Here is a 24,496-nt window from a genome sequence, read left to right as displayed (position 1 = left end):
GATGTCGAGAACCCTCTTTTTACTCTTGCTGGCGCTGTTTGCCGCTCTGCCAGCCCTGAGTGCCGAACCGGCGGCTCCCTCGGCGGCGGCCTGTGCCATCCGCCATCAGGATCAACTGCTGCTGGTGCAGGATCGCATCTCCTCCCGCTACAGCCTGAGCGGTGGCTATATAGATGGCGACGAGATCCCGCAGCAGGCGGCGCTGCGTGAGCTCCATGAGGAGACCGGCTTGCGGGGGGAGGTGGTGCAGGAGTTGGGCCGCTGGCAGCGGGCGCTTATCTTCGCTTGTCGCACTCTGGAGCCTATCGTCGCCCAACAAGATTCCGATTTTGTCTCGCTGCTGAAAGCTCCCAATCTGGGGGGAGAGATCCTTAACGCCCGGCTGATCGCCATCGACCAGCTGCCCCGCGAGCAGCGCCGCTTCCCGGATCAGCTCGACTGGCTGCGATCCCGACTGGATAAGGTGCCCGAGAGCGAGGTGCACTGGCAGGCCGATTTCGTGGCGCAGGGCAATGCGCTGCATCAGGTCGAGATCCCGCTGATGCTGCGCCTGCAGCAGTGGCTGGGGCCCGATGTCTGGTGGCTGTCGGTCAGCAATCTGTTTGGTTCAGGCGGCTTTCAGCTTGCCCTGATACCTTTGCTGCTCCCGCTGCTGGGGTGGCCGCGGCTGCGCCAGCTGCTGTTCGCCATGCTCTGGCTTGGCTTGCTGGTGCAGGCGAGCAAGGAGGGGATTGGCTGGCCGCGCCCCTTCCATCTGCAACCTGAACTGGCAACCCAGAGCGCGCAAGGCTTTGGCATGCCGAGCGGCCATACCGCTTCGGCCTTGCTGTTCTGGGGCGCGCTGCTTGGCTGGCTCTGGCCTGCCCGGCGGGGGCTGGCCTATTCGCTGGCGCTGCTGCTGGCGCTGACCACAGGTCTGGCGCGCGTCTGGCTCGGGGTGCACTTTATTTCCCATGTGGCGGCGGGGCTGCTGATCGGCGCCTTGCTGCTGGCGGTTCGCCCCTATTGGCGTGCCGACAGGCAGTCGGCGGCTTGGCTGCTGCTGATTACATCTGCGCTGGCGCTCGGGGGGCTGACCCAGTCGGCCCATCTGGCCGGGATAGGCATGGCGGCCTTCGGGCTCTGGGTTGGCGGTTTGCTTACCCTGACCCGCGGCGGTTATCCCCCCATTGTGACCGGCGCGGTCACCCTGGCGGGGGGCGCTCTGATCGGGGCGGGGCTCTGGGCGCTACCGCTGCTGACCAGCAGTTCGCTGGCTATCCTGCTTGGTCAGTTTGTGCTCTTTTTCGGGCTGGGGCTCTGGTTGAGCGCTGGCCTCTGGTGGATACTCTCTTTCTTGAAATGCGACACACGACCCAAGGGCAACGGCTCTGACAAGGGAACTCTATGAATGTGAAAAAAGTGGATTTGGCCAAGATAACCCTGGGGGTGCTGTTTCTCAGCATCCTTATTATCTCCTGTTTCTTGGTGTTGCAGCCCTTCCTGCCTGCGCTGGTGTGGGCCACCATGATCACCATCGCCACCTGGCCGTTGATGCTGATGGTGCAGCGCCTGTTGTGGGGCAAGCGCACCCTGGCGGCACTGTTTATGACGCTGGTGCTGCTGCTGATGTTTGTCATCCCGCTCTTTATGACGCTGGCCAATGTGGCGGAGAAGGCGCCCATGCTGATCGAGCTGGGTACCCATATCAGCCAGTCACCGCCGCCGGAGCTGCTCTGGCTGCAACAGATCCCGCTGGTGGGCGACAAGCTCTATGACTTCTGGCAGCAAATTCTGGCGAGCGGTGGTCAGGTGCTGTTTGCCAAGCTGGCCCCCTATTTCGGTCAGACCGCCCGCTGGCTGGCCTCTCAGGCCGGTAATCTTGGCTTGCTGTTCGTTCACTTCCTGCTGACCGTCGGTATCTGTGGTGTGCTCTATCACTCCGGTGAAGTGGTGGCGACCGGCATTCGCCGCTTTGCCCACCGGCTGGCGGGTCAGCGTGGCGACAATGCTACTGTGCTCGCTTCACAGGCGATCCGCGCCGTGGCCATGGGGGTGGTGGTGACTGCGCTGGTGCAATCCTCGGTGGCCGGTGTCGGCCTGCTGATTGCCGGTATCCCTTACGCCATGGTGCTGGTGGTGGTGATGTTCCTGCTGATCGTCGCCCAGATCGGCCCCTTCCCGGTGCTGCTGGCCTGTATCGGCTACCTCTACTGGAGCGGTGACACCACCTGGGGCACCTTCCTGCTGGTGTGGTCACTGATTGCGGGCACCATGGACAACTTCCTGCGCCCCTTCCTGATCAAGCGGGGCGCCGACTTGCCGCTCATCCTCATTCTGGTGGGGGTAATCGGTGGCTTGCTGACCATGGGGATCATCGGTCTGTTTATCGGCCCCGTGGTGCTGGCGGTGGGCTACACCCTGCTGGATGCCTGGATCAAGGAAGATGACCAACCGGCGACCGCTGCGGTTGAAGCGCCCAAAGCCCAATAACGATTCAGTAAAAAGACGATTTGGTAACAAGACGATTCAGCCATCCATCGCTGATGCCAGGAGCCGCCCATAAGGGCGGCTCTTTTATTTGTGGTGATTATGATTATGGCGATCGTGTCAGATTGGCTGATCCGCGCCAGCCTCCATATCCCACATATGACCGTCTCATGTAGGTTCGATTAGCGAAGCGTAATCGGACGATCGAGATGCCGCTGTTCTGGTTTTATCCGTGAATCAGCGGCATCTGGCAGAGGGGAAATATGGATGGCCGTTATTGCGGGGAAATAGATTTACGCGAACGTCCGATTACGCCTGATAGCTAATCGAGTCTACGGGCTGATTTCACTCACATTACCCCAAAATTGCTCTAGTGCGTGCCATTACATAGAGGATTGGGGGCCCAGAAATCGAATTAACGCATTAGGGGGGGCGGGCCCCATTAGATTCGTATTTTGCAGGTCCTCGAGTATTCCGACGCGTGTCGCTTCTCTAACATAGTCGTCGCCCTCTGTACACCAACGTTCGATAACAGAAAAGATATCACGAAGCTCATTTTCACAACCCTCCTGATAGAGCGAGGAGACCAGCCGTGCGATGTCGCCAAAAAATAAATAAAGAGGAAGAGCTACACCATCATCCCGCCAATCTTCGAGAAAAGCGGACCACAGCGGCTTTACCCTAGGGCAAACAGTCAGCAAAGGTCCCATCATTTCGTTGCGGTTGATCATTCAAGTACCATCTAATGCCGCGCTCTGCGGCAATTTAGAACACAGCAGAAAGTTAGCCCTGCTGCAAAAAAGACATCCGTATTGTCCGTCACGGCATACTAGCCATTGCCCAAACAAGCCAAGCATTGTAAGCCGTCTCGGTAGCGGTATTCAGCCTTCCAGTAATGGCTAATATCGAGTTCGGCAAATTCCACATACTTTTCCAGTTCATATCGCCGATTGAAAGACCGTTTGAGAACAATAAGTAACTGACATTTAGGCTGCCAATCTGAAACTTCTTGAATGGAGTTTCCCAATGCCAGTTCCGCCTCGAGGATCTTCTTTAGCGGTGCAGCGATAAGTTCGATGTTCATGATTTCCTTGCCACCTAGCACTGTTGAGATAAAAGGCGATACGAATCCGTTAAGAGATTGCTCTATATAACGCTGACATACCCAGAAAAATTTACTTTAAATCAAGATATCACCAACCATTCTTTGGTGCTAAGCGCATTCGCTTTGCGTTGTCTTTTGGCCCTGCTTTTTACTGCCGAGCAAAAATACACTTAAGGAGCGCCCATGGAAAGCGCCACCCAGTTTCAACTTTTTGAATAACTAGGGAGTGTGATCGCGGTGATACCCCATATGGTATTGCTGGCCAATATGCGGAACGGTGGCGGATCAGGGGCCCGTGGTTAACAGAAATGGCATGAATAAATAACCCGGGGCGTGGCAACACCCCGGGTTATCAGTGGGTAGATGAGGGTCAGGCTGGCTGGTGCAGGGTGATGCAGCGAATTCCACCACTGGCGACGACCTTATCGTCAGATTCGGAGGCGAACCCGACCAAGAGCAGAGCGGGCTTGCCACCCTCTGAGGTAGGTCACTGAATCGGGGGCGCTGGCGTGGTTAAATGGTCGGCTCACATCTTGCCGGATATTGCTGTGACCATGCCATCTGACCTTCAGCCATTGCAGCCCAGGCCTGACTATCTGCAGGCATCCTGGCTGCGCTGCGCCCACCAGACCAGTGCCACCCTCTGGCATCCGCCCCACAGCGCCAAGGGGCAGACCTTGCAGAGCCTGCGCCAGCGCAAGCGCGACCTGCTCACCACCGGCGAGATGGCCCTCGAAGATCTCTACGAATTTATGGAGGGGCGCCCCTGCGCTCTGCTGCTCACCGACGAGAGCGGCTGCCTGCTGGCCCAGACCGGCCACCCCGACACCCTGCGCGAGCTGGCGGTGCTGGGGTTTGGCCCCGGCGCCTTTTTCAGCGAGGGGCGCATCGGCACCAATGCCATCAATCTGGCGGCGCTGGAGGGCGTGCCGCTCTGCGTCAGCGGTGCCCAGCACTTCAACCAGACCCTCCATCCTTGGCACAGCTGCGCCAGTCCGGTCTACAACAGCAATGGCCGTCAGGTCGCCATCATCGCCTTGATCTGCAAGGTGGAGGAGGCGAGCGCCGGCGATCTGGCGCTCACCGTCAGCGCCGGGCGCGAGCTGGCCCATCTGCTGCAGATGGAGACCCTGATGCAGGAGTCCCAGCATCACCTGAGCGAACTTTATGCCCTGCTCGACGGTATGGATGACGGCGTGCTGGCCTGGGATCCGCAGGGCCGCTTGCGCTACCTCAACGCGCTGGCGGCCCACCGGCTGTGGCTCGATCCCGCGCTCTGTCTTGGTCAGCCGCTGGAGCAGCACCTGCTGCTACCCCAGCGGTTGCAGCTGGCCATCAGGGGGCAGACGCCGCTCAGCCATGTGGAGGTGACGCTGGAGCGGCTTGGTGCGCAGGAGGGGGAGTTTATCAATGCGCTGGTGAGCCTCAAGCCGTTGCCGGGGCCGGAGGGGGTCAGCTTTATCGCCTTGCTGCACCCGGTCGATCGGCTGCGGGCCATTCATCAGCTGCGCCAGACGGTGCCCGAGCTGTCGGCGCTGGTGGGGGAGTCGAGCGCCATGCGCAAGCTGCTGCGCTATGCCCGGCAGGCGGCCCAGAGTCAGGGGCCGATCCTGCTGCGCGGCGAGGAGGAGGTGGGCAAGGCCCAGCTGGCGGAGGCGATCCACTTTGGCAGCGAACGGGCCGCCGGGCCCCTTATTACCCTCAACTGCAAGGCGCTGCCGAGCGAGCGAATGGCGCTGGAGCTGATGGGCTCCGACGAGGCGGGGCAGGAGCGGGCGGGCAAGTTCGAGCTGGCCCACGGCGGCACCTTGGTACTGGAGCAGGTGGAGTGCCTCTCTGCTCCTATGCAGGCGGCGCTGCTGCAACTGCTCAAGACCGGTCGCATCCAGCGCTTTGATTCGGCCCGCATCCTGCCGCTCAAGGTGCGGATTATCGCCACCAGCAGCGCCCCGTTGGAGCAGCTGGTGCAGGAGGGATTGTTTGGCCGCCAGCTGCTCTATGCCTTGCAGGCGTGCGAGCTGTGGCTGCCGGGATTGCGGGAGCGCGCGGCCGATCTGCCGGGCCTGATCAGCCAGCAGCTGACGGCGCAGGGGCGCGAGCCGGTGCGCCAGTTCAGTCCGGCGGCTCTGGACTGTCTGCTCGCCTATCCCTGGCCCGGTAATCTGGGGGAGCTGCGCAGCGCGGTCGAGCATGCGCTGCTTCACGCCGGTCAGGGGCCGATCCCGCCCGAGGCGCTGCCCGCAGCCATTCGGCACGGCTATCAGCAGGTGGCGGACGAGGTGGTGGGGCAACCGCTGCTCACCCTGGCGGAGCTGGAGCGACAAGCCATCTTGCGCTGCGCCCATGCCAGCAAGGGGCAGGTGAGCCAGATGGCCCAACATCTTGGCATCAGTCGCACTACTCTGTGGCGGCGACTCAAGCTGCTCGAGATCGATCCCGCCGACTATCACGGCTGATAGTTATTCAGGCTGTTGCGAACCGGCCCGTAGAAAATGAAAAGGCCCCGCAGTTGCGGGGCCGTTTTTATATGGAAGGGTCAGCTGTGGTGCAGTTACAGCCCAAGCTGGTGGGCGGTGACGATAGCCGCCAGCACATCCTCGGCGGTGACCTTGAACGGCATGTTGTGGATGGTCTCGCCCTCGGCTGTGGAGGCTTTGGCCACCTCCATCAGGCGCGCCATATCCAGCTCCTTGACCCCCATCATATGCAGGTTGGTCGGCAGGCCGATCGAGCGGCAGAACGCCAGCACCGTCTCGATCTCCGCCATCGGCGCATTCTCCAGCACCAGCTGCACCAGGGTACCGAACGCCACTTTCTCACCGTGATAGAGGTGGTGACACTCGGCGAGCTGGGTCAGGCCGTTGTGGATGGCGTGGGCGGCGGCCAGTCCGCTGCTCTCGAAGCCGATACCGCTCAGGTAGGTGTTGGCCTCGATGATGTTCTCCACCGCCTTGGTGCAGAGCCCCTGTTCCACCGCCAGCTTGGCCTTGTAACCGTCGGCCAGCAGGGTCTTGTAGCAGAGCTCGGCGATGGCCTGCGCCGCCAGCGTCGAGGCACCACCGGCCATGGTCTGGCAACCGGAGACCTTGTTGGCGCGCGCCTCGAAGTAGGTGGAGAGCGCATCCCCCATGCCGGAGACCAACAGCCGTACCGGAGCGCGGGAGACCACGCCGGTATCCATGATGACCATGTTGGGGTTGGTCGGGATCATCAGGTATTCGCTGAACTGCCCTTCCGGGGTGTAGATGACCGCCAGCGCACTGGTGGGGGCATCGGTGGAGGCGATGGTCGGCACTATGACCACCGGCACCTTCTGGTAGAAGGCGACCGACTTGGCGGTATCCAGCGTCTTGCCGCCGCCGATGCCGATGATGACGTCAAACGGGGTCAGCTTGCAGCGGGCCAGCAGACGGTCGATCTCGGGGCGGGAGCACTCGCCGTTGAAGCAGTCGAACTCCGGCTTGATACCGGCGCCGTGGAAGCTGGTGGCCACGGTATCGCCTACCAGCTTGGTGACGAAGGCGTCGGCCAGAATAAGCGGCTTGCTACCGAGTGCTTTAACGTAGTTGCCGATATTGGCGAGGGCCCCGTTGCCTTGCACGTATTTGCTGGGGCTGATGATGATGCGGTCCATATTCTATCCCTCTCTCTAGTTCATAAGACGTCTTTTGAAACTAACAGGGGCGAAGGGGCGGCAGTGCCGGGGACTCCTTCGTCTTGAATGAAGCTGCACAGGCTCAGCGAGCGAGTGCAGCCCTTGAAACAGTGGTGTGCGGCGTCAGTCGCCGAAGCGCTCGTCGGCCAGCTGCTGGAAGCAGGTCAGTGCGGCGCTGGCATCCTCCCCGCGTGCCAGCAGGGTGAGTTGGTCGCCCTGACGCACGTTGAGCATGGCGAGCCGGGTCAGGCTGCGGGGATTGGCCTCTTTATCCCCCTTTTGCAGCTTGAGTTCGGCGGCAAAGGGCTTGAGGGCGGCCACCAGCCGGGCGGCGGGGCGCACATGCAGGCCGTGGGGGTTATCCACCACCACCTCGCAGCGCAGCCAGCCGTCGTCGGCAACGGGGGCCGTCTCGGTGGCGGCCTGCGCTGCGCTGGCTGGCAGCATCGCCTGTTTCGGGCCCAGCGCGCCGAGCGCCTCGGCGGCTACCTCATCCAGCGTCAGGCCGGAACCGGCCGCCACCACGGCGGCCAGAGTGCCTTCGACCAGCGGGGCCGGGCAGAGCCGCACCCGGGCGCTCAGCTCCGGGGGCAGCAGTTCGAGGGCGGTTTCGGCGCTCAGCAGGGCGCTGCCCAAGTCCATCAGCACCAGCACGCCGCTGCCGTCATCCGCCTCTTCAATCGCACTCATCACGGCGATGGCATCGGTGCCGATGGGGTGGTCGGGGTCATCGACCCCAGCCGCCAGCAGCAGGCGGGCCGGGCTGCCGAGCTGGTCGGCCAGCGCTTTCAAGCCTGCGGCCAGCATGGCGCTGTGAGAGACAACTACGATTCCGATCATGTCACAACCTCGCTCTGTCACGCAGGGCGGTCAGCAGCAGCAGGGTCGAGGTGGCCCCTGCATCCTGATGGCCGATGCTGCGCTCGCCAAGATAGCTGGCGCGCCCCTTGCGGGCCTGCATCTGGATGGTCGCCTCGGTACCGGCCGCAGCGGCTGCCACCGCCTTGTCCAGCGCTTCGTTGAGGGGCAGCTCTTGCTGCTGCGCCTGTTGCAGGGCGGCCAGTGCCGGCCACCAGGCGTCGCACATTGTCTTGTCGCTCGGCTCGGCACGGCCGCGGGAGACGATCCCCTCCACCCCGTCACTCAGCATTTTGCACAGCTGGCTGAGGCTCAGGCTCTGGCAGGCATCGCTGCTGGCCGCGGCCCGGATAAAGAAGGTGCCGTAGAGCGGGCCGCTGGCGCCGCCGACCGAGGAGAGCAGGGTCATGCCGGTGGTTTTCAGCACCTGCCCGATGTCCTTGTCCGCCACTGCCGGCAGCTTCTCGGCCACCTTGGTAAAGCCGCGCTGCATATTGAGGCCGTGGTCGCCGTCGCCGATGTCGGTATCCAGCGCGGTGAGGTAGTCACGCTGCTCGGTAAAGATGTGTTCGCAGTCGAGCAGCCAGTTGACGATTTGGTGTTTGCTTAGCATGGCTATCGGCACTCCTTAGCAGCCGCGACGTAGGGCGGGGGTGTGAACGGGGGCATCCCACAGGGTCATCAGCTCGTCATCCACCTTGAGCAATGTGATGGAGATGCCGGTCATGTCGAGGGAGGTGCAGTAGGGGCCGATCAGGTTGCGCACCAGATGGATGCCCGCCTCTTCGCAAAGGGTGGCAAGGCGACCATAGACGCCATAGAGCTCGGAGATGGGGGTACCACCCAGGCTGTTGACCAGCGCGATAACCCGATCGCCCGCATTCAGCGGTTCGATAAAGGTGTGCTCTTCCTGCCAGCTGCCGCTGGTGCGATCCCAGTGACGCAGGGTGCGGCCATAGGGGGTATTGTCAGCAAGCTCGCTGAACATGTCGTCCACCAGGGTATTGAGGTCGGTGAAGGGGCGGCGCTCGATGCCCGGTTCGCCGTGGATACCGACGCCGAACTCCAGCTCGTTGTCCGCCAGAGTGAAGGAGGGCTTGCCAGCGGCAGGCACGGTGCAGGCATGCATGGCCACGCCTATGGTGCGGCTCTGGTTGTTGATGCGACGGGCCAACGCCTCGCAGCGCGCCAGATCGTAGCCCGCCTCGGCGGCGGCACCGACCAGCTTCTCGCACAGCACGGTCGTGGCAACGCCACGGCGACCGGCGGTGTAGAGGCTGTCTTTGACTGCCACGTCGTCATCGATCAGGGCGAAGCCCACTTTTACACCATCGCCATGCAGCAGCTCGACCGCGGTCTCGAAGTTGAGTACGTCGCCGGTGTAGTTCTTCACCAGAAACAGCACGCCTGCGCCGCCATCAACGGCCTGACCGCACTCGTACATCTGATCCGGGGTCGGGGAAGTAAAAATCTCGCCGGGGCAGGCGCCATCCAGCATCCCTTTGCCCACCAGACCGCCGTGCATCGGCTCGTGGCCGCTGCCACCGCCGGAGACCAGCGCCACCTTGCCCATCACGGGGGAGTCGGCGCGGGTGATGTAGTGGGGTTCGATACGTACCTTGAGCTCGGGGTGGGCGGCTGCCATCCCCATCAGTTGTTCACGGACCACGGCATCGACGGCATTGATCAGTTTCTTCATGGCTCACTCCTTGGCTTGCCACCGCTCGGGTGGGCAAATGGTTGATGGAGCCAGTCTAACGACAGAAAAAGGGATAAAAATGACGGTCGGTTTGGTTCGGATTTGAAACAGCAGGAGGGTGATGGATGTTTCAATCTGAAACGGCGCAGGGCAAGCGAGCGGGAAACTGTTAGCTGACTCACAGCCATGAAAAAGGGCCCCGCAGGGCCCTTCGCTATAACCGGAATATGTAGACGGGTTAGATGGCCCAGCCACCGGCGTAGAAGACCACCAGCGCCACGGCGATGATGACGGTGCCGACGTTCAGCTTCTTCCACTCGGCAGCGAACAGACGACCGATGACCAGCGCTACGAAGCCCAGCATGATGCCGGTCACGATGTTGCAGGTGAGCACGATAAAGACGGCGCACAGCATGCCGGAGAGCGCATCGACCGAGTCGCTGAAGTCCAGCTTGGTGACGTTGCCCAGCATCAGCAGACCGACGTACATCAGGGCCGGTGCGGTGGCGTAAGCCGGTACCAGATAGCTCAGCGGGGAGAGGAAGATCATCAGCAGGAACAGCACGCCGACCAGCGCGGCGGTCAGACCGGTCTTGCCGCCAGCTGCGGTGCCTGCGGCAGACTCGATGTAGACGGCAGCCGGAGCGCCACCGACGGCGCCTGCCACCATGCTGCTGACGGAGTCGGCAGTCAGGGCCTTGCCGCCGCTGATGATATGGCCACGCTCGTTGATGAGGCCCGCCTGACCGGCCACGGCACGGATGGTGCCGGTGGCGTCAAACACGGCTGTCATCACCAGTGCCAGTACGGTCGGAATGACCACCGGATTGAGGGCGCCCAGCAGATCCATGCTGCCTACCAGCGAGCCCTTCTCGCCAGTCAGGCTCGGCATGGCGAAGAAGCCCTGCCAGGTCACTTTGGGGTCGAAGATAAGGCCGAGGATGGAGATGGCGATGATCACCATCAGGATGCCGCCCGGCACCTTGCGGCGCTCCAGACCGAAGATGGCAGCCAGACCCAACACCGTCATGATGACCGGGAAGGAGGTTACTTCACCCAGTTGCACCGGCAGACCGGCCCCTTCGTTCTTAATCACCATGCCGACGCCGTTGGTGGCGATCAGCAGCAGGAACAGACCGATACCGATGCCGGTGCCGTGAGCGATGCCGGAGGGGAGGTTATCCAGGATCCACTGGCGCACGCCGGTGACGCTGATCAGGGTAAACAGCACCCCCATCAGGAAGATGGCGCCCAGGGCGACCGGAATGCTCAGTCCCTGACCCAGCACCAAGCTGAATGCGGTAAATGCGGTCAGAGAGATGGCGCAACCGATAGCCATCGGCAGCTTGGCCCACAGGCCCATCAGCAGGGAGCCGAAGGCGGCGATCAAGCAGGTGGCAACAAACACCGGGCCCTGCTCAAAGCCGGCAGCACCCAGCATGTTAGGCACCACTATGATGCTGTAGACCATCGCCAGGAAGGTGGTCAACCCCGCGACCAGCTCCTGACGCACGCTGCTGCCGCGCGCAGAAATGGAAAAATAAGAGTCCAGAAAGCCGCCAGTCCCTGTTTGGGCGGCCATATCTTGCTTTGCCATAACTAATCCTGAAAGTGTGAAGGAAATCGTTTGCGTTGGTGGCGCGCAAAATAGCAAGAATTCGCGGCAAATACAGCGGATAGCCTGACTTTTTCGTCACTATTTTACATTTTGAGTCCATTCGGAGCTCATTCTAAGACTCAAGCGGTGAGAGCGTGTAAGGGAGGGATCAAGCGGTCGGGGGAGGGGAGATCTGTGAGGAAAAAGCGGGGAAAAACAAAAAACCCGCCTAAGCGGGTTTTTTTAAATTCTTGCAGAGCTGTCAGCAGTTGGCATGAGCCATCAGCAGCATGCTCTGGCTTGAATTACAGACCAACTACGTTGGCAGCAGCCGGGCCTTTCTGACCTTGCTCGATGGTGAACTCAACGCGCTGACCTTCGTCCAGAGTTTTGAAGCTGGTGGACTGGATAGCGGAGAAGTGTACGAACACGTCTTTGCTGCCGTCAGCCGGGGAGATGAAACCAAAACCTTTCTCAGCGTTGAAGAACTTAACGGTACCAGTCATTTTGTTAGACATAATAATTTCCTTAAATAGTGTTGAATGCCACCTAAATGGCAATTTTTGATTTTTCGTCAGCAATACGTATGGGGAGCACTAAAGAAGGAGAATTATTTGATAAGAGTTATCCGAGGATAACGCTTATGCTAATCACTGCTTTACTAAAATGACTGCCTAACATAATCAGGTCTGAACTGCCGAACCATCGAGAAAGATTAAAACACGCTCTCATTTTTAAAGCAAACTTTATCTCGATATTAATGTTTTGTAACAGCCAAAAATATCATTTTTTATAGTAAACATGATGCATTTCAACGGCATAGAAAAAGCAGTGCAGACTCATATCACCCTGTAGCAAACCGGATTCGGCTTTTTTGTCCTGACTATGTAGCCAGTCTGGCAAAAAATATGAGAAAAAATGAAAAGGTGGCGATAGATGGGATTGTCAGTGAGCGTTCTCTCTAACTCACAATGTAAATCACTTCTTTGCTGCTGCGATTAGCTTCTGAGCGGCAAATCAATGGCAGCGCCAAATCTGGCGCATCGAGCATCGCCCAGACATGCAAACGCCCGCAGGCACAAGTGCCAGCGGGCGTTTTGCAAGAAGGGATCAGCGCTTGCTGCGAAACTTGTTGCTGACCGAATCAATCCAGCTGAAGGTTTCCGGCAGTACCTGATTCTTGGCGCGCTCTTTGGCTTTCTCGCGAGCCAGCTTGGAGGCTGCCTTGGCCGCTTCGGCGCGGTCGGCCACAATTTTCAGGCGACCCTCTTCGCGGATCTTGTTCCGCTCTCCGTTGGTCAGCTGGTGGTCTGCATTGGCTTGTGCCTTTTGCAATAACAAGGCTATCTCGGCTTTTTCGGCCTCGGTCAGATCTTTCATTTCCAGCTTTTTCACGGCGCGCTCCTGCGGCAGGGTGGTTAGACACCCTAACACAGTTGTGCCGATCACTTCTTATGCAATCGGCTTTCCTGCAGTAAAAATGCGGGTTTGTGCCAACTTTCCGTTATTTCGCTGCCACTTTCCCGCCTGTTTGCCACATTTCAATTTATGGCGAGCGGTGAGTGCAGCTCTTGCTCCTCCGGCTCGACGTGGATAAGCACGATGGCGTGGGGCAGCTGCGCCATGATGGCGTGTTCGATGCGATCACAGATATCGTGGGCTTCTCCGATGCTCATCTCCGGGGGCAGGGTGAGGTGGAAGTCGATATGGCGGCGGCGTCCGGCACGACGGCTGCGCAGATCGTGGAAACCACTGGCGGCAGGGCAGCATTCGGTGATGATGCGGCTGGTCATCGCCAGCTCTTCCGGGCTCATGCTCTGGTCGATCAGCGGCTGGAAGGCCTCGTTGAGCATGCTGATCGCCTCTCTGACAATAAAGATGGCGACCGCAATGGCGACCAGCGGGTCGAGGATGGCGAGGGAGTAGCCGAACAGACCGGCCAGCCAGATCCCGCCAAGACCGACGGCGACACCGGCTGAAGTGAGTACATCCGCCTTGAGATGAAGCGCATCGGCAGCCAGCGCGACCGACTCCTCCTCTCGGGCCACCTTGTAGAGGTAGGCCGAGACACCGCTGTTGACCAGCGCCGAGATCACCATCACCAGCACGCCCCAGCCAATGCTTTCAATCGGGCTGGGGGTGATCAGCTTGTCGACGGCTTCGAAGATGATCCAGCCCGCGGCCAGCAAGATAAGCAGTGCTTCGATGACGCCGGAGACATTTTCAATCTTGTCGTGACCATAGGGGTGGCGTTCATCGGGCGGGAGATCGGACTTTTTCACCGCGAACAGGGCGATCAGGGCCGCCACCAGATCCATGGCGGAATGGATCGCCTCCGAGATGATACTGACCGAGCCGCTGGCGAAACCGGCCACCATTTTCATGATGATCAGACTGATATTGGAGCAGACCGACACCATGGCGGCTCTGGTTTTTCTGTTCATGTCACAGCTTCCTGAATAAAACGGATATTTCGGTGCGGCGCGCATTATATCCGTCTGACCGGAAATAACCTATTCGGTGTTGTAACCTGATGTTTCCGATGATATTGCGAATGCTTATTAAAATGGTGGCTTCTTGAACGGCAATAAATAATGAGATGGATTTATATTTATCCGTGAAAATATCTAGCCCACGATGGATTAATATAAGCGTGACAACATTTAATAATGCGAATTACTCTTTTTTGGTCTTTCCTGTCGAGGTCGTTTGGCCTCCGCGCTCAGGGGGCGGAGACCGGCATTTTTTGGACGAGAATGAGGCTGGATCCGGATGCCGCTGGAGGGTATGCTGGGTCTGGTGATGGTCTTGCACCATCCCACCAAGCGTACTGAAGTTGATGATTCGGATGGCATGCTGGCTCCCATGAGGAGCCAACTGTCTGGGTAACATTTTTGGAGTTTGATGATGAGTAACAAAGAACATCACAACGGCAAAGATGCCAAGAAAAAACCGCAGATGTCACTGAAAGAGAAACGCGAAGCCAAACGTCAGAAAGCAGAACTGAAAAACGGCAGCGCAATGAAGTAACGCTCCCCTACTGCTGTTCCTTCGGAGCCAGTACAAAGCCAGCCCTTACCGGCTGGCTTTTATGTTTGTGGCTCACGGCGTGGCGCCGTAAGCCGCGAAAATCTGGTGATAACGACCATCCTGACGCATCGCCTCAAGGCGCTTATCAAACAGATTGCGGGCATCGGCCGTTCGGAAGGCAAAGTGATAGACGGTGGGCGGGAAGAGGTCTGCTTGCCTGACCTGATTGCGCTCGTAGTGCTCGCCTGCCTGAGCGGTGGCAATCAGCTGGTCGAGGTAGTAGTAGAACACCCGCTCTTCCAGTACCACTGCATCTACCCTGCCGCGCATTAGCTGATGTACCTGCACCTGCTGCTTGGCTACCTCCTCATAGTGGGGATTCTGGTTGGCCATGGTGGCGAACGCGCCCCCCAGAATGATCCTTGCCCGTTGAAAGGCGGTGACCCGTTTTGAATGCAGATCATCCAGGGTACTGATGTGGGTGCTGCGCAGGGTGAAGATCCGGTTATGGAAGGTGATAACGGGCTGGGTCAGAACGTGAGGATCAACCATACCGGGTCTGACGTTGATGATGGCATCCAGCTTTCCTGACTCGAACAGGCGGAAGGTGCGCTCCAGCGGCAGAAATTCAAAGCTGGGCTCATAGCCGCTGCCAGCGAACGCCTCTTTCAGCAGATCCAGCTCGATGCCACGCTGATTACTTTCGATGACATAAGGGGGGATGGCAAAGCTGACCCCGACCTTGAGTGGCGTTGCCTGCAACTGGCCGGAGAGCATGCTGGTCAGCATCAGCAATAAAGGGGTGAGCAGTTTCATTGCACTTTTCACAAAGCGTTCCTGTGGAGAATATCCATCACTGTAGGGGAGGCAACCAAAAAGCGTTATATCCCTTTCGGGCTGAGAGGTTCAGCCTGAGTGCATAAAAAAAGACCCTGAGTTATCAGGGCCTTTTCAATATTCTGTTCTTAGAACGGGATATCGTCGTCGAAATCCATCGGTGGCTCGTTATATACCGGCGGCGCAGATTGCGGCTGCTGGGCAGGACGGCCATAACCGCCTTGCGGCTGCATGTTCTGCTGCGGAGCCGGCGCCGGGCGCTGCTGATTCATCGGCTGCTGCATGGCTTGCTGCGGTTGACCCCAGCCACCTTGTTGGCCACCCATGTTCTGGCCCATGCCCTGACCACCTTGCGGACGGCCACCCAGCATCTGCATGACGCCGGTGAAGCTGTCGACCAGCACTTCAGTGGTGTAGCGCTCCTGGCCACTCTGATCCTGCCACTTGCGGGTCTGTAGTTTGCCTTCCACATAGACCTGGGAGCCTTTCTTCAGGTACTCGCCAGCCACTTCGGCCAGCTTGCCCATGAAGACGACACGGTGCCACTCGGTGCGCTCTTTCTGCTCACCGGTCTGCTTGTCGCGCCAGGTTTCAGAGGTGGCCAGAGTAATGTTGGTCACAGCACCGCCACTCGGCATGTAGCGTACTTCCGGGTCTTGCCCGAGGTTACCGATCAGAATGACTTTATTGATGCCTCGACTGGCCATAATCTCTCTTCCACCTTATTTACCGGCCAGGTCGAAACCTGGTCCAACACGACTAGATACCTGATTAGTTGCTGTGTGCGGGGCGCAATGTCCCGCAGACGCATGTGACGGTCATAGTAACAGTTGCGAAGCGGATTGGCAGCATCCTTAACCGGCTTGATGTGCCAAAGGCAACGGTTGGCTCCTGCTGTGGTGATGGTCGGGTTGCATCTTTTTTCGGCGCATCCTGCATCACATTTCTGCCATATATTCCTGTTATGCTGGCAGATTGGCGAATTGGGAACAGTTTTTAAATCGACTAAAAACATATGGTTACGATATTTATGAGATCCATTCTCATACTTTTTTAATATTGTGCTCCCATACCTCCTTGGTAGACTCAGTCGGCCAGATTAGGTGGTTTACAGGTTCAAGGAAGAGCACACAATGAAAGCCGCATGCCCGATCGCACTGGTCACTGAAAATAATGTGCAGGCCAGCACATTTGCTGCATATCTCATCTCTCATTTGAGCCGTCCCGTCCAGCTAATCCACGAGATTAATCAGCTAGATAACCAGTGTGACGGCACGCTGTTTCTCATCGATCTCGACTATATCCGCTCCGGCCAGTCACTGGGCTGGAACCGGGCGATCTCTGAACGCTTTGGCATGGCGGCCACAGTGCTGCTCAATGCTCCCACTGCGACGGATCGCGACCTGCTGCTGATGTGGCCGCAGATCTGCGGTCTGTTTTTCCGTCAGGATCCGCTCGACCGACTGGTTGCCGGGTTGCAGAAAATCCTGTTGGGCGAGTACTGGATGCCGCGCCACCTGCTGTGCGAGCTGGTCGAATACTATCGCCAGGGCAATAGCTACCTGCTGCGTAACGACACCCTGCTGACAGCCAGAGAGCAGGAGATCATCCGTTATCTGATGACGGGCGCCTCCAATGTCGAGATCGCCGACAGCCTGTTTGTCAGCGAGCACACCGTCAAATCCCACCTCTATAACGTTTTTAAAAAGCTGAACGTGAAGAACCGGATCCAGGCGGTGAGCTGGGCCAAAGAGTATCTCGATGCTCCGGACTCCCACTGATGAAAGCGTTCTCTCTGGCGTGTTGCCTTGTGCTGCTCTGGGGCTTCACGACCGTTGTGGCGGCCGAGGCCGATGCTCCGCTGGAGTCGGTACAGCCGGAGCAGGAGAGTGATCGGCTGGATGTGGATGGTTTGGTGCTGGACCGCACTTTTACCCGCTTCGGTCAGGGCTTTTATAACGAATTTACCCGGTTGCGCAGTGATGAAGACCCGAATGCCAGAGAAAATCTGACGATTCATGAGCGCCCGACTGCTCGCTGGGGCAGCCTGATCTGGATCACCCATAACCGGAAGGTGATTTTTAAAACCGCGCTCTCTCCCGGCCGCAATCAGCAGGAGCAGAGCGCCAAACTGGCTTGGTCACAGGTCAGGCAGACCCTCGAACAGCAGAAGATCGCGACCCTGTTCATGGATACCTTCGATTTGGAACATGATGAACTATAAGGATATTTCTCATGCGTGCCCGGTTATTGCTAGTTGCAGCACTGATAGCGCCAGCGCTCCATGCGTCGGAGCTTGTCTATCGCCCCGTCAACCCCAGCTTTGGGGGTAACCCTCTCAACAGCAGTCATCTGCTTGGCACCGCCAATGCGCAGAATGATTACAAGGATCCCGCCAGTGGCAGCGGTAGCAGCGGTACCTCGGCGCTGGATCGCCTGACCTCCAACCTGCAATCCCGCTTGATCAGCCAGCTGCTGGCCGATATCGGCAAGGATGGCAGCCAGAGTGGCAGTCTGGTGACCGATGATTTTGCCATCAATGTGGTGGATGAAGATGGCACTCTGGTGGTTTCGATCACCGACCGGGTGACCAACCAGACCACCATGATCGAAGTGAATGGCCTGATTGCCGACTGAGGGCGCGATGAAACGACAACTGTTATTGATAGTGCCCCTGCTTGCGCTGGCTGGCTGTGCGACCCATATCGGCTCGCCCGTTGCCGATGAGAAGGCAACCCTGATGCCGCGATCCGTCTCTTACAAGGAGCTGATCAGTCTGCCCAAGCCAAAAGGGAAAATTGTCGCGGCCGTCTACGATTTTCGCGATCAGACCGGTCAGTATCTGCCAGCACCGGCATCCAACTTCTCCACGGCGGTCACCCAGGGCGGGGTCGCCATGCTGAGCACGGCTTTGTGGGATTCCCAATGGTTTGTGCCGCTGGAGCGGGAGGGGCTGCAGAACCTGCTGACCGAACGCAAGATTGTGCGGGCGGCCCAGAACAAGCCCAACGTTCCCGGCAACAATGCCAATCAACTGCCCTCGCTGGTCGCCGCCAACATCCTGATCGAGGGGGGGATCGTCGCCTATGACAGCAATGTGCGCACCGGCGGGGCGGGGGCCAAGTATTTTGGCATCGGTGCCAGCGGGGAGTACCGGGTCGATCAGGTGACGGTCAATCTGCGAGCCGTCGATATCCGTTCAGGCCGGATCCTGAACAGTGTCACCACCTCCAAGACAGTGCTGTCGCAACAGGTGCAGGCAGGAGTATTCCGCTTCGTCGAGTACAAGCGCCTGCTGGAGGCCGAGGCCGGTTTCAGCACCAATGAGCCGGTACAGATGTGTGTCATGTCGGCTATCGAGTCCGGGGTGATCCGGCTGATTGCCAATGGCGTGCGGGACAATCTGTGGCAACTGGCCGACCAGCGGGATATCGACAATCCGATCCTGCAGGAGTACCTGCAAGACAACGCCCCGCTGCTTTGAGTTTTCCCGCTCTCGCAATGCCCTCCCTGGTGGAGGGCATTTTTTTGGCCTCTATCGAATACGACTTAAGACTTTCTGCTCAACGACAGGGCGGCGCTTTTCATCCTCGAATCAGCGGAGTGCCTGATAGGCCGCCTCTTGTCTGACAGGGATACTGTGGGCGTTTTCCAACAAGGCGATGGCGCGATGAAACATCTGTTGAGTGCTCTCTTTTTTCTGCTGATATCGGGCGCCCCGCAACTCGCCGCAGAGCCTGCCGTCTTTGATGAGCTGGCGATGGCAAGCGAGCTGGATTCCGGTTTGCAGAACGACGGGAATCAGGCGCTGTTGTGGCAACTCGGTAGCGAGCAGCAACTGCACCTCACCCAGCAAGGGGAGCTGAATCAGGCGCGCCTGCTGCAACAGGGTTGGGCCAATGAGTTGGCGCTCTCCCAGGTAGGAGATGAGAACTGGGTCAATGGTGCGCAACTGGGCGAGGGCAATAGCGCCGAACTCTATCAGGCGGGCATCAATAACCGGATTTGGCTGCTGCAACAAGGCAGCGGCAATGAAGCCTGGATCAGTCAGCAAGGGGCAGACAATCAGGCCCGGGCGATCCAGCTGGGTGATGGCAATCAGGCCAGCATCGAGCAAAACGGTAACGGATTGGCGGCAACCGTTATTCAGACGGGAGCCAATCAGCAAGTAAATGTCGTTCAAACCAACTGAGCCTAGGCTCAACCATTAGCACGAGAGGGAAATCATGTTTAAACGTACCATCATTGCCTCGGCAGTTCTTCTGGCGACCAGCACCGCTTGGGCTGCATCTACTGGCAATCAGGCTGAGGTTACTCAGGCTCAATTCTCCAGCGGCAACCTGGCGTACATCCAGCAGGTCGAGGAGAGCACGGCTAACAAGGCGGCGATCTATCAACAGGGTAACGACAACCTCGCCTTGACCGAGCAGCGCAATACCGGTGCTTCCACTGCTGATATCAAGCAAGCCGGTGGCCAGAACGAAGGGGAGGTATTGCAGCAGGGGGTGACCAATAAATCGACCGCGACCATTGATACCAGCGGGCAGCTGAACAAGGCCTCGATTACCCAGCAGTACTATAACGGTGAGGCCACTGCCCGGGTGAGCCAGCTCGGTGACAGTAACAATGCTCTCATTAAACAGGATGATGGTAACGGCGCCATTTCAGTGATTGAGCAGCAAGCGGATGGTAACAGCGCGCAGATCAATAACTACTGGTCTGATTATGCCAGCGCGACCATTACCCAGTCAGGAGAAGGTGGGCATATTGCGGATGTCGATCAACGCGAATCCGATGGTGCCGTTGCCAGCGTGGCTCAAGAGGGTGGCAATAACACGGCCTTAGTCGCACAACGTACAAGCAACTTCGGTTACGGCGCAAACGAGGGCACCTCTGCGGTCGTCAAGCAAAGTGGCAATGACAACACTGCCGAGGTCACTCAGCTGGGGCTGGCCAACGTGGCAACAGTGGAGCAAAGCGGGACCGCTGGCAGCGTGACAGCCCAGCAGTCTGGTGCAACCGCCGGACAAGGGAACAACCTGCTGGCCAAGCAGGCTGGTTCCGGTGAAACCGCCCTTCTGACCCAGACCGGGAGTCGTAACCAGATCGACTCTGAGCAGAGAGGTTCTGAGGATCTGTTGACCATCACCCAGAATGGTAACGAGAACATCGCCAATGCCAGACAGAGCGGAACTGGTGAAACGGCGGTCGTGACTCAGCTGGGTAATGGCAACCAGGCCGATACCAACCAGCAGGGGTCTGGCAACACTGCACAGGTCACTCAGAATGGCAGCAATAACCAGGCAGTGGTTGATCAGCTGGCCAGCAGCGTGGGTGGGTCTGTCACTATCGATCAGTTGGGTAGCGACAACTATGCCAATGCAGTGCAAGAGGAAGGTAGTCGCAACAAGGTCGATATTGACCAGAACGGCACTGGCAACCAGGTTGCCGCCGCGCGTGGCGTTGAGGGCAAAGGAGCCTGGACCTGGGGCTCGGACAACAAGCTGGTCGTGGCTCAGAAAGGCACTGACAACTGGGCTTATGCCGATGCGTCTCACTCTGACTCTGTGGTCAAAGTGACCCAGGATGGCGAGCTGAACAATGCCAAGGTCGAATCCTATCTGGGTAGCGACAACACGCTCACCGTGAGCCAGTTCGGTGAAAAACACGTGGCCAACGTTTACGTCAATGGCGGTATGGGCGGTGGCAATAATGAAGTCGACGTAGCACAAACCGACAGCCTCAACACTGCCAATGTGACTGTCTATGGCAGCGATAACATGGCCTATGTCTATCAGGGTTCTGGTAGCAACTGATGGTTATCTCCGGATTCAGGGGCCTGCGGGCCCCTCTTTTATTAGTGCTGCTCTGTGGGTTGATGCTGGTCCATCGCGTCGCGACCCCAGCAAGTACAAGAAACACTGAGATGGAACCCGAACCGTCGATCCGCTTGTCCCTCAATATGGTGCAGAGCGAACAGGGGTTGTCACTTGCACCGACGCTGCTAAGCAAGCGCGACGTGACGGTGAGTGTCAGGTTGCTGGTGCATGGCGAAGGGGTGGCCGGGAGCACGACTCAGCGCCAGAGTCGCAATCTGTCGCTGCAGGCTGGAGTGGTCATGGCGGCTGGCAAAATTGGGCTGGGTTTGCGTTGCCCCTATCAGGTCGAGGTCACTGCCCGGATATGGCAAAACGAGCGGCTGCTGGTGGAGAAAAAAGAGCAGATGGCGTGCGCCGGATGATGCGCATTTCATCTCATGACTGTCTATTCATCCAGTAGTCTCTATGCCATACTGACTCGCTCAGGTTTCTGTATCGAGCGTGCAACAAGATGGAAAAGATCGTGGTCCGGGGTGCTCGCACCCACAACCTCAAGAACATCAATCTGACCCTGCCCCGCGACAAGCTGATCGTGGTCACCGGCCTCTCCGGCTCGGGCAAATCCTCTCTGGCGTTCGATACCCTCTATGCCGAGGGGCAGCGTCGCTATGTGGAGTCCCTCTCCGCCTATGCCCGCCAGTTCCTCTCCCTGATGGAGAAGCCGGATGTCGACCATATCGAGGGGCTCTCGCCCGCCATTTCCATCGAGCAGAAGTCCACCTCCCACAACCCGCGCTCGACCGTCGGCACCATCACCGAGATCTACGACTACCTGCGTCTGCTGTTCGCCCGGGTCGGTGAGCCCCGCTGTCCGACTCACGCCATTCCGCTCGCCGCCCAAACCATCAGCCAGATGGTGGATCAGGTGCTGGCCCAGCCGGAGGGGAGCAAGCTGATGCTGCTGGCCCCGGTGGTGCGTGATCGCAAGGGGGAACACACCAAGCTGCTGGAGAATCTGGCGGCCCAGGGCTACATCCGTGCCCGTATCGACGGCGAGGTGTGCGATCTCTCCGATCCTCCTACGCTGGAGCTGCACAAGAAGCACACCATCGAGGTGGTGGTGGATCGCTTCAAGGTGCGCGAGGACCTTGCCTTGCGTTTGGCCGAGTCGTTCGAGACGGCGCTGACCCTCTCCGGCGGCATAGTACTGGTAGTGCCGATGGACGAGGAGGAGGGGGTCGCCCCCATGACCTTCTCCGCCAACTTCGCCTGCCCGGAGTGCGGCTACTCCATGTCGGAGCTGGAGCCGCGCATCTTCTCCTTCAACAACCCGGCCGGTGCCTGCCCGACCTGCGATGGCCTCGGGGTACAGCAATATTTCGATCCGGCCAAGGTGATCGGCGATCCGGCCATCAGTCTGGCCAACGGCGCCATCCGTGGTTGGGACAAGCGCAGCTTCTACTACTTCCAGATGCTGAAATCCCTCTCCGAGCACTACAAGTTCGATCTGGAGACGCCGTGGGAGGATCTGCCGGTCAAGACCCAGGAGGTGATCCTGCGCGGCTCCGGTCGCACCGAGATCGAGTTCCGCTACATGAACGATCGCGGCGATGTGGTGGTGCGCAAGCACCCGTTCGAGGGGATCCTGTACAACATGGAGCGACGCTACCGGGAAACCGAGTCCAACTCGGTGCGTGAAGAGCTCTCCAAATACATCGCCAACAAATCCTGTACCAGCTGCGGTGGCAGCCGACTGCGGGAAGAGGCGCGTCACGTCTTCGTCGACAACCGCAACCTGCCGGCCATCGCCGAGCAGTCTATCGGCGATGCGCTCGCCTTCTTCGAAGGGCTGAACCTCACCGGACAGCGCGCCCAGATCGCCGAGAAGATCTTGAAAGAGATCGTCGAGCGGCTTGGCTTCCTGGTGAATGTGGGTCTCAACTACCTGAGCCTGTCGCGCAGCGCCGAGACCCTCTCCGGCGGCGAAGCGCAGCGCATTCGACTGGCCAGCCAGATCGGTGCCGGGCTGGTGGGCGTCATGTATGTACTCGATGAGCCTTCCATCGGTCTGCATCAGCGCGACAACGAGCGGTTGCTCAAGACCCTCACCCATCTACGCGATCTCGGCAACACGGTGATCGTGGTGGAGCACGACGAGGATGCCATCCGCCTCGCCGACCACGTGCTCGATATCGGCCCGGGGGCGGGTGTGCATGGCGGCGAAATTGTTGCGCAGGGCACCCCCCAGCAGATCATCGACAATCCGGAATCGCTGACCGGTGACTACCTCTCCGGTCGCAAGCAGATCGCCATTCCCGCCAAGCGCACGCCGCTCACCGGCAAGTGGTTGAAACTCAAGGGGGCAAGCGGCAACAACCTGCGCAACGTCAATCTTGATCTGCCCATCGGGGTGATGACCTGCGTGACTGGCGTCTCCGGTTCCGGCAAGTCGACCCTGATCAATGACACCCTGTTCCGCATCGCCCACCGCGAGCTTAACAAGGCCACCGAGTCCACCCCGGCGCCCTATCGCAGCGTCGAGGGGCTGGAGCATCTGGACAAGGTGGTGGATATCGACCAGAGCCCCATCGGTCGTACCCCGCGCTCCAACCCGGCCACCTATACCGGTCTGTTCACTCCGATCCGCGAGCTGCTCTCCGGCACCCAGGAGGCGCGTTCGCGCGGCTACCAGCCGGGCCGCTTCTCCTTCAACGTGAAGGGGGGCCGCTGCGAGGCGTGTCAGGGGGATGGCGTCATCAAGGTAGAGATGCACTTCCTGCCGGATGTCTACGTGCCGTGCGATGTCTGCAAGGGCAAGCGCTACAACCGCGAGACCCTGGAGGTGAAGTACAAGGGCAAGAATATCCACGAAATCCTCGAGATGACGGTGGAAGATGCCCGCGAGTTCTTCGATCCGGTGCCGGCGGTGGCGCGCAAGCTGCAGACCCTGATGGACGTGGGCCTCTCCTATATCCGTCTCGGCCAGTCTGCTACTACCTTGTCGGGCGGGGAGGCGCAGCGGGTCAAGCTGGCGCGGGAGCTCTCCAAGCGGGATACCGGTCAGACCCTCTATATTCTGGATGAGCCGACCACCGGCCTGCACTTCCACGACATCCAGCAACTGCTCAAGGTGTTGCACCAGCTGCGGGATCGCGGTAACACCATCGTCATCATCGAGCACAACCTTGATGTGGTAAAAACTGCCGACTGGATTGTCGATTTGGGGCCAGAGGGAGGCGCCGGTGGTGGCCGCATTCTGGTGACGGGGACGCCGGAGGAGATTTGCGCTAATAAAGAGTCTCATACAGCTCGTTTTTTACGACCGCTATTGGCGCGATAAGCCGTTATAATCGAGGGGCCTTTGGCCCCTTTTTGTTATAAAAATCGGGAGCATAGGGGGAAGCTCGTCAAGTGTGGGCAGGCTTGG

Annotated in this window: 24 protein-coding genes; 12 read left to right on the top strand and 12 right to left on the bottom strand. The window is 59.1% G+C overall.

Annotation, left to right across the window (positions count from 1 at the left end):
- Position 1: 1 nt before the first annotated feature.
- A complete protein-coding gene (locus tag ACTG2O_RS01525; RefSeq protein WP_439975253.1) occupies positions 2–1,390 on the top strand; it encodes a bifunctional NUDIX hydrolase/phosphatase PAP2 family protein in 1,389 nt (462 codons plus the stop codon).
- Positions 1,387–2,472 (top strand): AI-2E family transporter YdiK, encoded by a 1,086-nt coding sequence (ydiK, locus tag ACTG2O_RS01520; protein ID WP_005356525.1) that lies wholly within the window; start codon positions 1,387–1,389, stop codon positions 2,470–2,472. Before ACTG2O_RS01525 ends, ydiK begins: the two co-directional genes overlap by 4 nt.
- Positions 2,473–2,852: 380 nt before the next feature.
- Here ydiK and ACTG2O_RS01515 read toward each other — a convergent pair whose 3' ends face one another.
- Both ACTG2O_RS01515 and ACTG2O_RS01510 read right to left on the bottom strand, forming a co-directional pair.
- Complete coding sequence (locus ACTG2O_RS01515; protein WP_019445181.1) at positions 2,853–3,200, bottom strand: DUF7674 family protein; 348 nt, start codon at positions 3,198–3,200, stop codon at positions 2,853–2,855.
- 98 nt (positions 3,201–3,298) lie between these two features.
- Entirely contained in the window at positions 3,299–3,553 is a 255-nt protein-coding gene (locus tag ACTG2O_RS01510; RefSeq protein ID WP_019445182.1) for a hypothetical protein, read from the bottom strand.
- Positions 3,554–4,128: 575 nt separating this feature from the next.
- Here ACTG2O_RS01510 and dhaR point away from each other — a divergent pair.
- Positions 4,129–6,030, top strand: coding sequence for a dihydroxyacetone kinase operon transcriptional regulator DhaR (gene dhaR / locus ACTG2O_RS01505; RefSeq protein ID WP_026034914.1), 1,902 nt, complete (start codon positions 4,129–4,131; stop codon positions 6,028–6,030).
- A gap of 95 nt (positions 6,031–6,125) precedes the next feature.
- On the opposite strand, the gene ACTG2O_RS01500 is transcribed toward dhaR, so the two are convergent.
- The 8 genes from ACTG2O_RS01500 to ACTG2O_RS01465 form a co-directional block, all read right to left on the bottom strand.
- A complete protein-coding gene (locus tag ACTG2O_RS01500; RefSeq protein WP_019445184.1) occupies positions 6,126–7,208 on the bottom strand; it encodes a glycerol dehydrogenase in 1,083 nt (360 codons plus the stop codon).
- 144 nt (positions 7,209–7,352) lie between these two features.
- Positions 7,353–8,069, bottom strand: a complete 717-nt coding sequence (dhaM, locus tag ACTG2O_RS01495) for a dihydroxyacetone kinase phosphoryl donor subunit DhaM (RefSeq protein ID WP_019445185.1) — start codon at positions 8,067–8,069, stop codon at positions 7,353–7,355.
- Position 8,070: 1 nt separating this feature from the next.
- Positions 8,071–8,700 (bottom strand): dihydroxyacetone kinase subunit DhaL, encoded by a 630-nt coding sequence (gene dhaL / locus ACTG2O_RS01490; RefSeq protein WP_439975252.1) that lies wholly within the window; start codon positions 8,698–8,700, stop codon positions 8,071–8,073.
- A gap of 15 nt (positions 8,701–8,715) precedes the next feature.
- Complete coding sequence (gene dhaK, locus ACTG2O_RS01485; RefSeq protein ID WP_040067692.1) at positions 8,716–9,786, bottom strand: dihydroxyacetone kinase subunit DhaK; 1,071 nt, start codon at positions 9,784–9,786, stop codon at positions 8,716–8,718.
- A 238-nt stretch (positions 9,787–10,024) separates the two neighbouring features.
- Entirely contained in the window at positions 10,025–11,383 is a 1,359-nt protein-coding gene (locus ACTG2O_RS01480; RefSeq protein WP_019445188.1) for an NCS2 family permease, read from the bottom strand.
- Positions 11,384–11,688: 305 nt separating this feature from the next.
- Complete coding sequence (cspE, locus tag ACTG2O_RS01475; RefSeq protein ID WP_005316548.1) at positions 11,689–11,901, bottom strand: transcription antiterminator/RNA stability regulator CspE; 213 nt, start codon at positions 11,899–11,901, stop codon at positions 11,689–11,691.
- A gap of 592 nt (positions 11,902–12,493) precedes the next feature.
- Complete coding sequence (gene yjbD / locus ACTG2O_RS01470) at positions 12,494–12,778, bottom strand: DUF3811 domain-containing protein (protein ID WP_005340165.1); 285 nt, start codon at positions 12,776–12,778, stop codon at positions 12,494–12,496.
- Between the two features lie 146 nt (positions 12,779–12,924).
- A complete protein-coding gene (locus ACTG2O_RS01465; protein WP_019445189.1) occupies positions 12,925–13,827 on the bottom strand; it encodes a cation diffusion facilitator family transporter in 903 nt (300 codons plus the stop codon).
- Positions 13,828–14,290: 463 nt separating this feature from the next.
- Here ACTG2O_RS01465 and ACTG2O_RS01460 point away from each other — a divergent pair, with 463 nt between their 5' ends.
- Positions 14,291–14,413 carry a hypothetical protein gene (locus tag ACTG2O_RS01460; protein WP_005306071.1) on the top strand — a complete coding sequence of 41 codons (123 nt, stop codon included), beginning with the start codon at positions 14,291–14,293 and terminating at the stop codon, positions 14,411–14,413.
- Between the two features lie 72 nt (positions 14,414–14,485).
- Here the strand turns inward: ACTG2O_RS01460 and ACTG2O_RS01455 are convergent, their stop codons facing one another.
- Positions 14,486–15,229: a substrate-binding periplasmic protein gene (locus ACTG2O_RS01455; protein ID WP_064341833.1), complete on the bottom strand. Its 744-nt coding sequence runs from the start codon at positions 15,227–15,229 to the stop codon at positions 14,486–14,488.
- 149 nt (positions 15,230–15,378) lie between these two features.
- Positions 15,379–15,957 carry a single-stranded DNA-binding protein gene (locus ACTG2O_RS01450; RefSeq protein WP_204480312.1) on the bottom strand — a complete coding sequence of 193 codons (579 nt, stop codon included), beginning with the start codon at positions 15,955–15,957 and terminating at the stop codon, positions 15,379–15,381.
- 426 nt (positions 15,958–16,383) lie between these two features.
- Here ACTG2O_RS01450 and ACTG2O_RS01445 point away from each other — a divergent pair, with 426 nt between their 5' ends.
- From ACTG2O_RS01445 to uvrA, 8 genes are all read left to right on the top strand, one after another.
- The gene (locus ACTG2O_RS01445; protein ID WP_158113813.1) at positions 16,384–17,031 is read left to right on the top strand and encodes a LuxR C-terminal-related transcriptional regulator; all 648 of its coding nucleotides are present in this window, start codon (positions 16,384–16,386) and stop codon (positions 17,029–17,031) included.
- Positions 17,031–17,474, top strand: coding sequence for a curli production assembly/transport protein CsgE (locus tag ACTG2O_RS01440; RefSeq protein WP_201952785.1), 444 nt, complete (start codon positions 17,031–17,033; stop codon positions 17,472–17,474). Before ACTG2O_RS01445 ends, ACTG2O_RS01440 begins: the two co-directional genes overlap by 1 nt.
- Before the next feature lie 11 nt (positions 17,475–17,485).
- Positions 17,486–17,887 carry a curli assembly protein CsgF gene (locus ACTG2O_RS01435; protein WP_270905357.1) on the top strand — a complete coding sequence of 134 codons (402 nt, stop codon included), beginning with the start codon at positions 17,486–17,488 and terminating at the stop codon, positions 17,885–17,887.
- Positions 17,888–17,894: 7 nt separating this feature from the next.
- The gene (locus tag ACTG2O_RS01430; RefSeq protein ID WP_005355003.1) at positions 17,895–18,734 is read left to right on the top strand and encodes a CsgG/HfaB family protein; all 840 of its coding nucleotides are present in this window, start codon (positions 17,895–17,897) and stop codon (positions 18,732–18,734) included.
- A 186-nt stretch (positions 18,735–18,920) separates the two neighbouring features.
- Positions 18,921–19,442, top strand: a complete 522-nt coding sequence (locus tag ACTG2O_RS01425; RefSeq protein WP_042080925.1) for a curlin — start codon at positions 18,921–18,923, stop codon at positions 19,440–19,442.
- A gap of 34 nt (positions 19,443–19,476) precedes the next feature.
- Positions 19,477–21,066: a curlin gene (locus tag ACTG2O_RS01420; protein ID WP_439975251.1), complete on the top strand. Its 1,590-nt coding sequence runs from the start codon at positions 19,477–19,479 to the stop codon at positions 21,064–21,066.
- 110 nt (positions 21,067–21,176) lie between these two features.
- Complete coding sequence (locus ACTG2O_RS01415; RefSeq protein ID WP_439975250.1) at positions 21,177–21,491, top strand: curli-like amyloid fiber formation chaperone CsgH; 315 nt, start codon at positions 21,177–21,179, stop codon at positions 21,489–21,491.
- A gap of 89 nt (positions 21,492–21,580) precedes the next feature.
- Entirely contained in the window at positions 21,581–24,409 is a 2,829-nt protein-coding gene (gene uvrA / locus ACTG2O_RS01410; RefSeq protein WP_439975249.1) for an excinuclease ABC subunit UvrA, read from the top strand.
- Positions 24,410–24,496 lie beyond the last annotated feature (87 nt).

Source organism: Aeromonas sp. 61P (genome assembly GCF_051919545.1).
Taxonomy (GTDB): Bacteria; Pseudomonadota; Gammaproteobacteria; order Enterobacterales; family Aeromonadaceae; genus Aeromonas; species Aeromonas veronii.
Note: the sequence above shows the minus strand (reverse complement) of the source record. Positions and strands in the feature narration are given on the sequence as shown.

What these genes read in the sequence shown, in the direction of transcription:
- ACTG2O_RS01430 (WP_005355003.1), top strand. Translation starts at nt 17,895, where the DNA reads ATGAAACGACAACTGTTATTGATAGTGCCCCTGCTTGCGCTGGCTGGC.
- ACTG2O_RS01425 (WP_042080925.1), top strand. Translation starts at nt 18,921, where the DNA reads ATGAAACATCTGTTGAGTGCTCTCTTTTTTCTGCTGATATCGGGCGCC.
- uvrA (WP_439975249.1), top strand. Translation starts at nt 21,581, where the DNA reads ATGGAAAAGATCGTGGTCCGGGGTGCTCGCACCCACAACCTCAAGAAC.
- dhaL (WP_439975252.1), bottom strand. Translation starts at nt 8,700, where the DNA reads ATGCTAAGCAAACACCAAATCGTCAACTGGCTGCTCGACTGCGAACAC.
- dhaM (WP_019445185.1), bottom strand. Translation starts at nt 8,069, where the DNA reads ATGATCGGAATCGTAGTTGTCTCTCACAGCGCCATGCTGGCCGCAGGC.
- ACTG2O_RS01460 (WP_005306071.1), top strand. Translation starts at nt 14,291, where the DNA reads ATGAGTAACAAAGAACATCACAACGGCAAAGATGCCAAGAAAAAACCG.
- dhaR (WP_026034914.1), top strand. Translation starts at nt 4,129, where the DNA reads ATGCCATCTGACCTTCAGCCATTGCAGCCCAGGCCTGACTATCTGCAG.
- ACTG2O_RS01465 (WP_019445189.1), bottom strand. Translation starts at nt 13,827, where the DNA reads ATGAACAGAAAAACCAGAGCCGCCATGGTGTCGGTCTGCTCCAATATC.
- dhaK (WP_040067692.1), bottom strand. Translation starts at nt 9,786, where the DNA reads ATGAAGAAACTGATCAATGCCGTCGATGCCGTGGTCCGTGAACAACTG.
- ACTG2O_RS01480 (WP_019445188.1), bottom strand. Translation starts at nt 11,383, where the DNA reads ATGGCAAAGCAAGATATGGCCGCCCAAACAGGGACTGGCGGCTTTCTG.
- ACTG2O_RS01415 (WP_439975250.1), top strand. Translation starts at nt 21,177, where the DNA reads ATGGAACCCGAACCGTCGATCCGCTTGTCCCTCAATATGGTGCAGAGC.
- ACTG2O_RS01420 (WP_439975251.1), top strand. Translation starts at nt 19,477, where the DNA reads ATGTTTAAACGTACCATCATTGCCTCGGCAGTTCTTCTGGCGACCAGC.
- ACTG2O_RS01510 (WP_019445182.1), bottom strand. Translation starts at nt 3,553, where the DNA reads ATGAACATCGAACTTATCGCTGCACCGCTAAAGAAGATCCTCGAGGCG.
- ACTG2O_RS01440 (WP_201952785.1), top strand. Translation starts at nt 17,031, where the DNA reads ATGAAAGCGTTCTCTCTGGCGTGTTGCCTTGTGCTGCTCTGGGGCTTC.
- cspE (WP_005316548.1), bottom strand. Translation starts at nt 11,901, where the DNA reads ATGTCTAACAAAATGACTGGTACCGTTAAGTTCTTCAACGCTGAGAAA.
- ACTG2O_RS01515 (WP_019445181.1), bottom strand. Translation starts at nt 3,200, where the DNA reads ATGATCAACCGCAACGAAATGATGGGACCTTTGCTGACTGTTTGCCCT.
- ACTG2O_RS01435 (WP_270905357.1), top strand. Translation starts at nt 17,486, where the DNA reads ATGCGTGCCCGGTTATTGCTAGTTGCAGCACTGATAGCGCCAGCGCTC.
- ACTG2O_RS01500 (WP_019445184.1), bottom strand. Translation starts at nt 7,208, where the DNA reads ATGGACCGCATCATCATCAGCCCCAGCAAATACGTGCAAGGCAACGGG.
- ACTG2O_RS01455 (WP_064341833.1), bottom strand. Translation starts at nt 15,229, where the DNA reads ATGAAACTGCTCACCCCTTTATTGCTGATGCTGACCAGCATGCTCTCC.
- ACTG2O_RS01450 (WP_204480312.1), bottom strand. Translation starts at nt 15,957, where the DNA reads ATGGCCAGTCGAGGCATCAATAAAGTCATTCTGATCGGTAACCTCGGG.
- ydiK (WP_005356525.1), top strand. Translation starts at nt 1,387, where the DNA reads ATGAATGTGAAAAAAGTGGATTTGGCCAAGATAACCCTGGGGGTGCTG.
- ACTG2O_RS01445 (WP_158113813.1), top strand. Translation starts at nt 16,384, where the DNA reads ATGAAAGCCGCATGCCCGATCGCACTGGTCACTGAAAATAATGTGCAG.
- ACTG2O_RS01525 (WP_439975253.1), top strand. Translation starts at nt 2, where the DNA reads ATGTCGAGAACCCTCTTTTTACTCTTGCTGGCGCTGTTTGCCGCTCTG.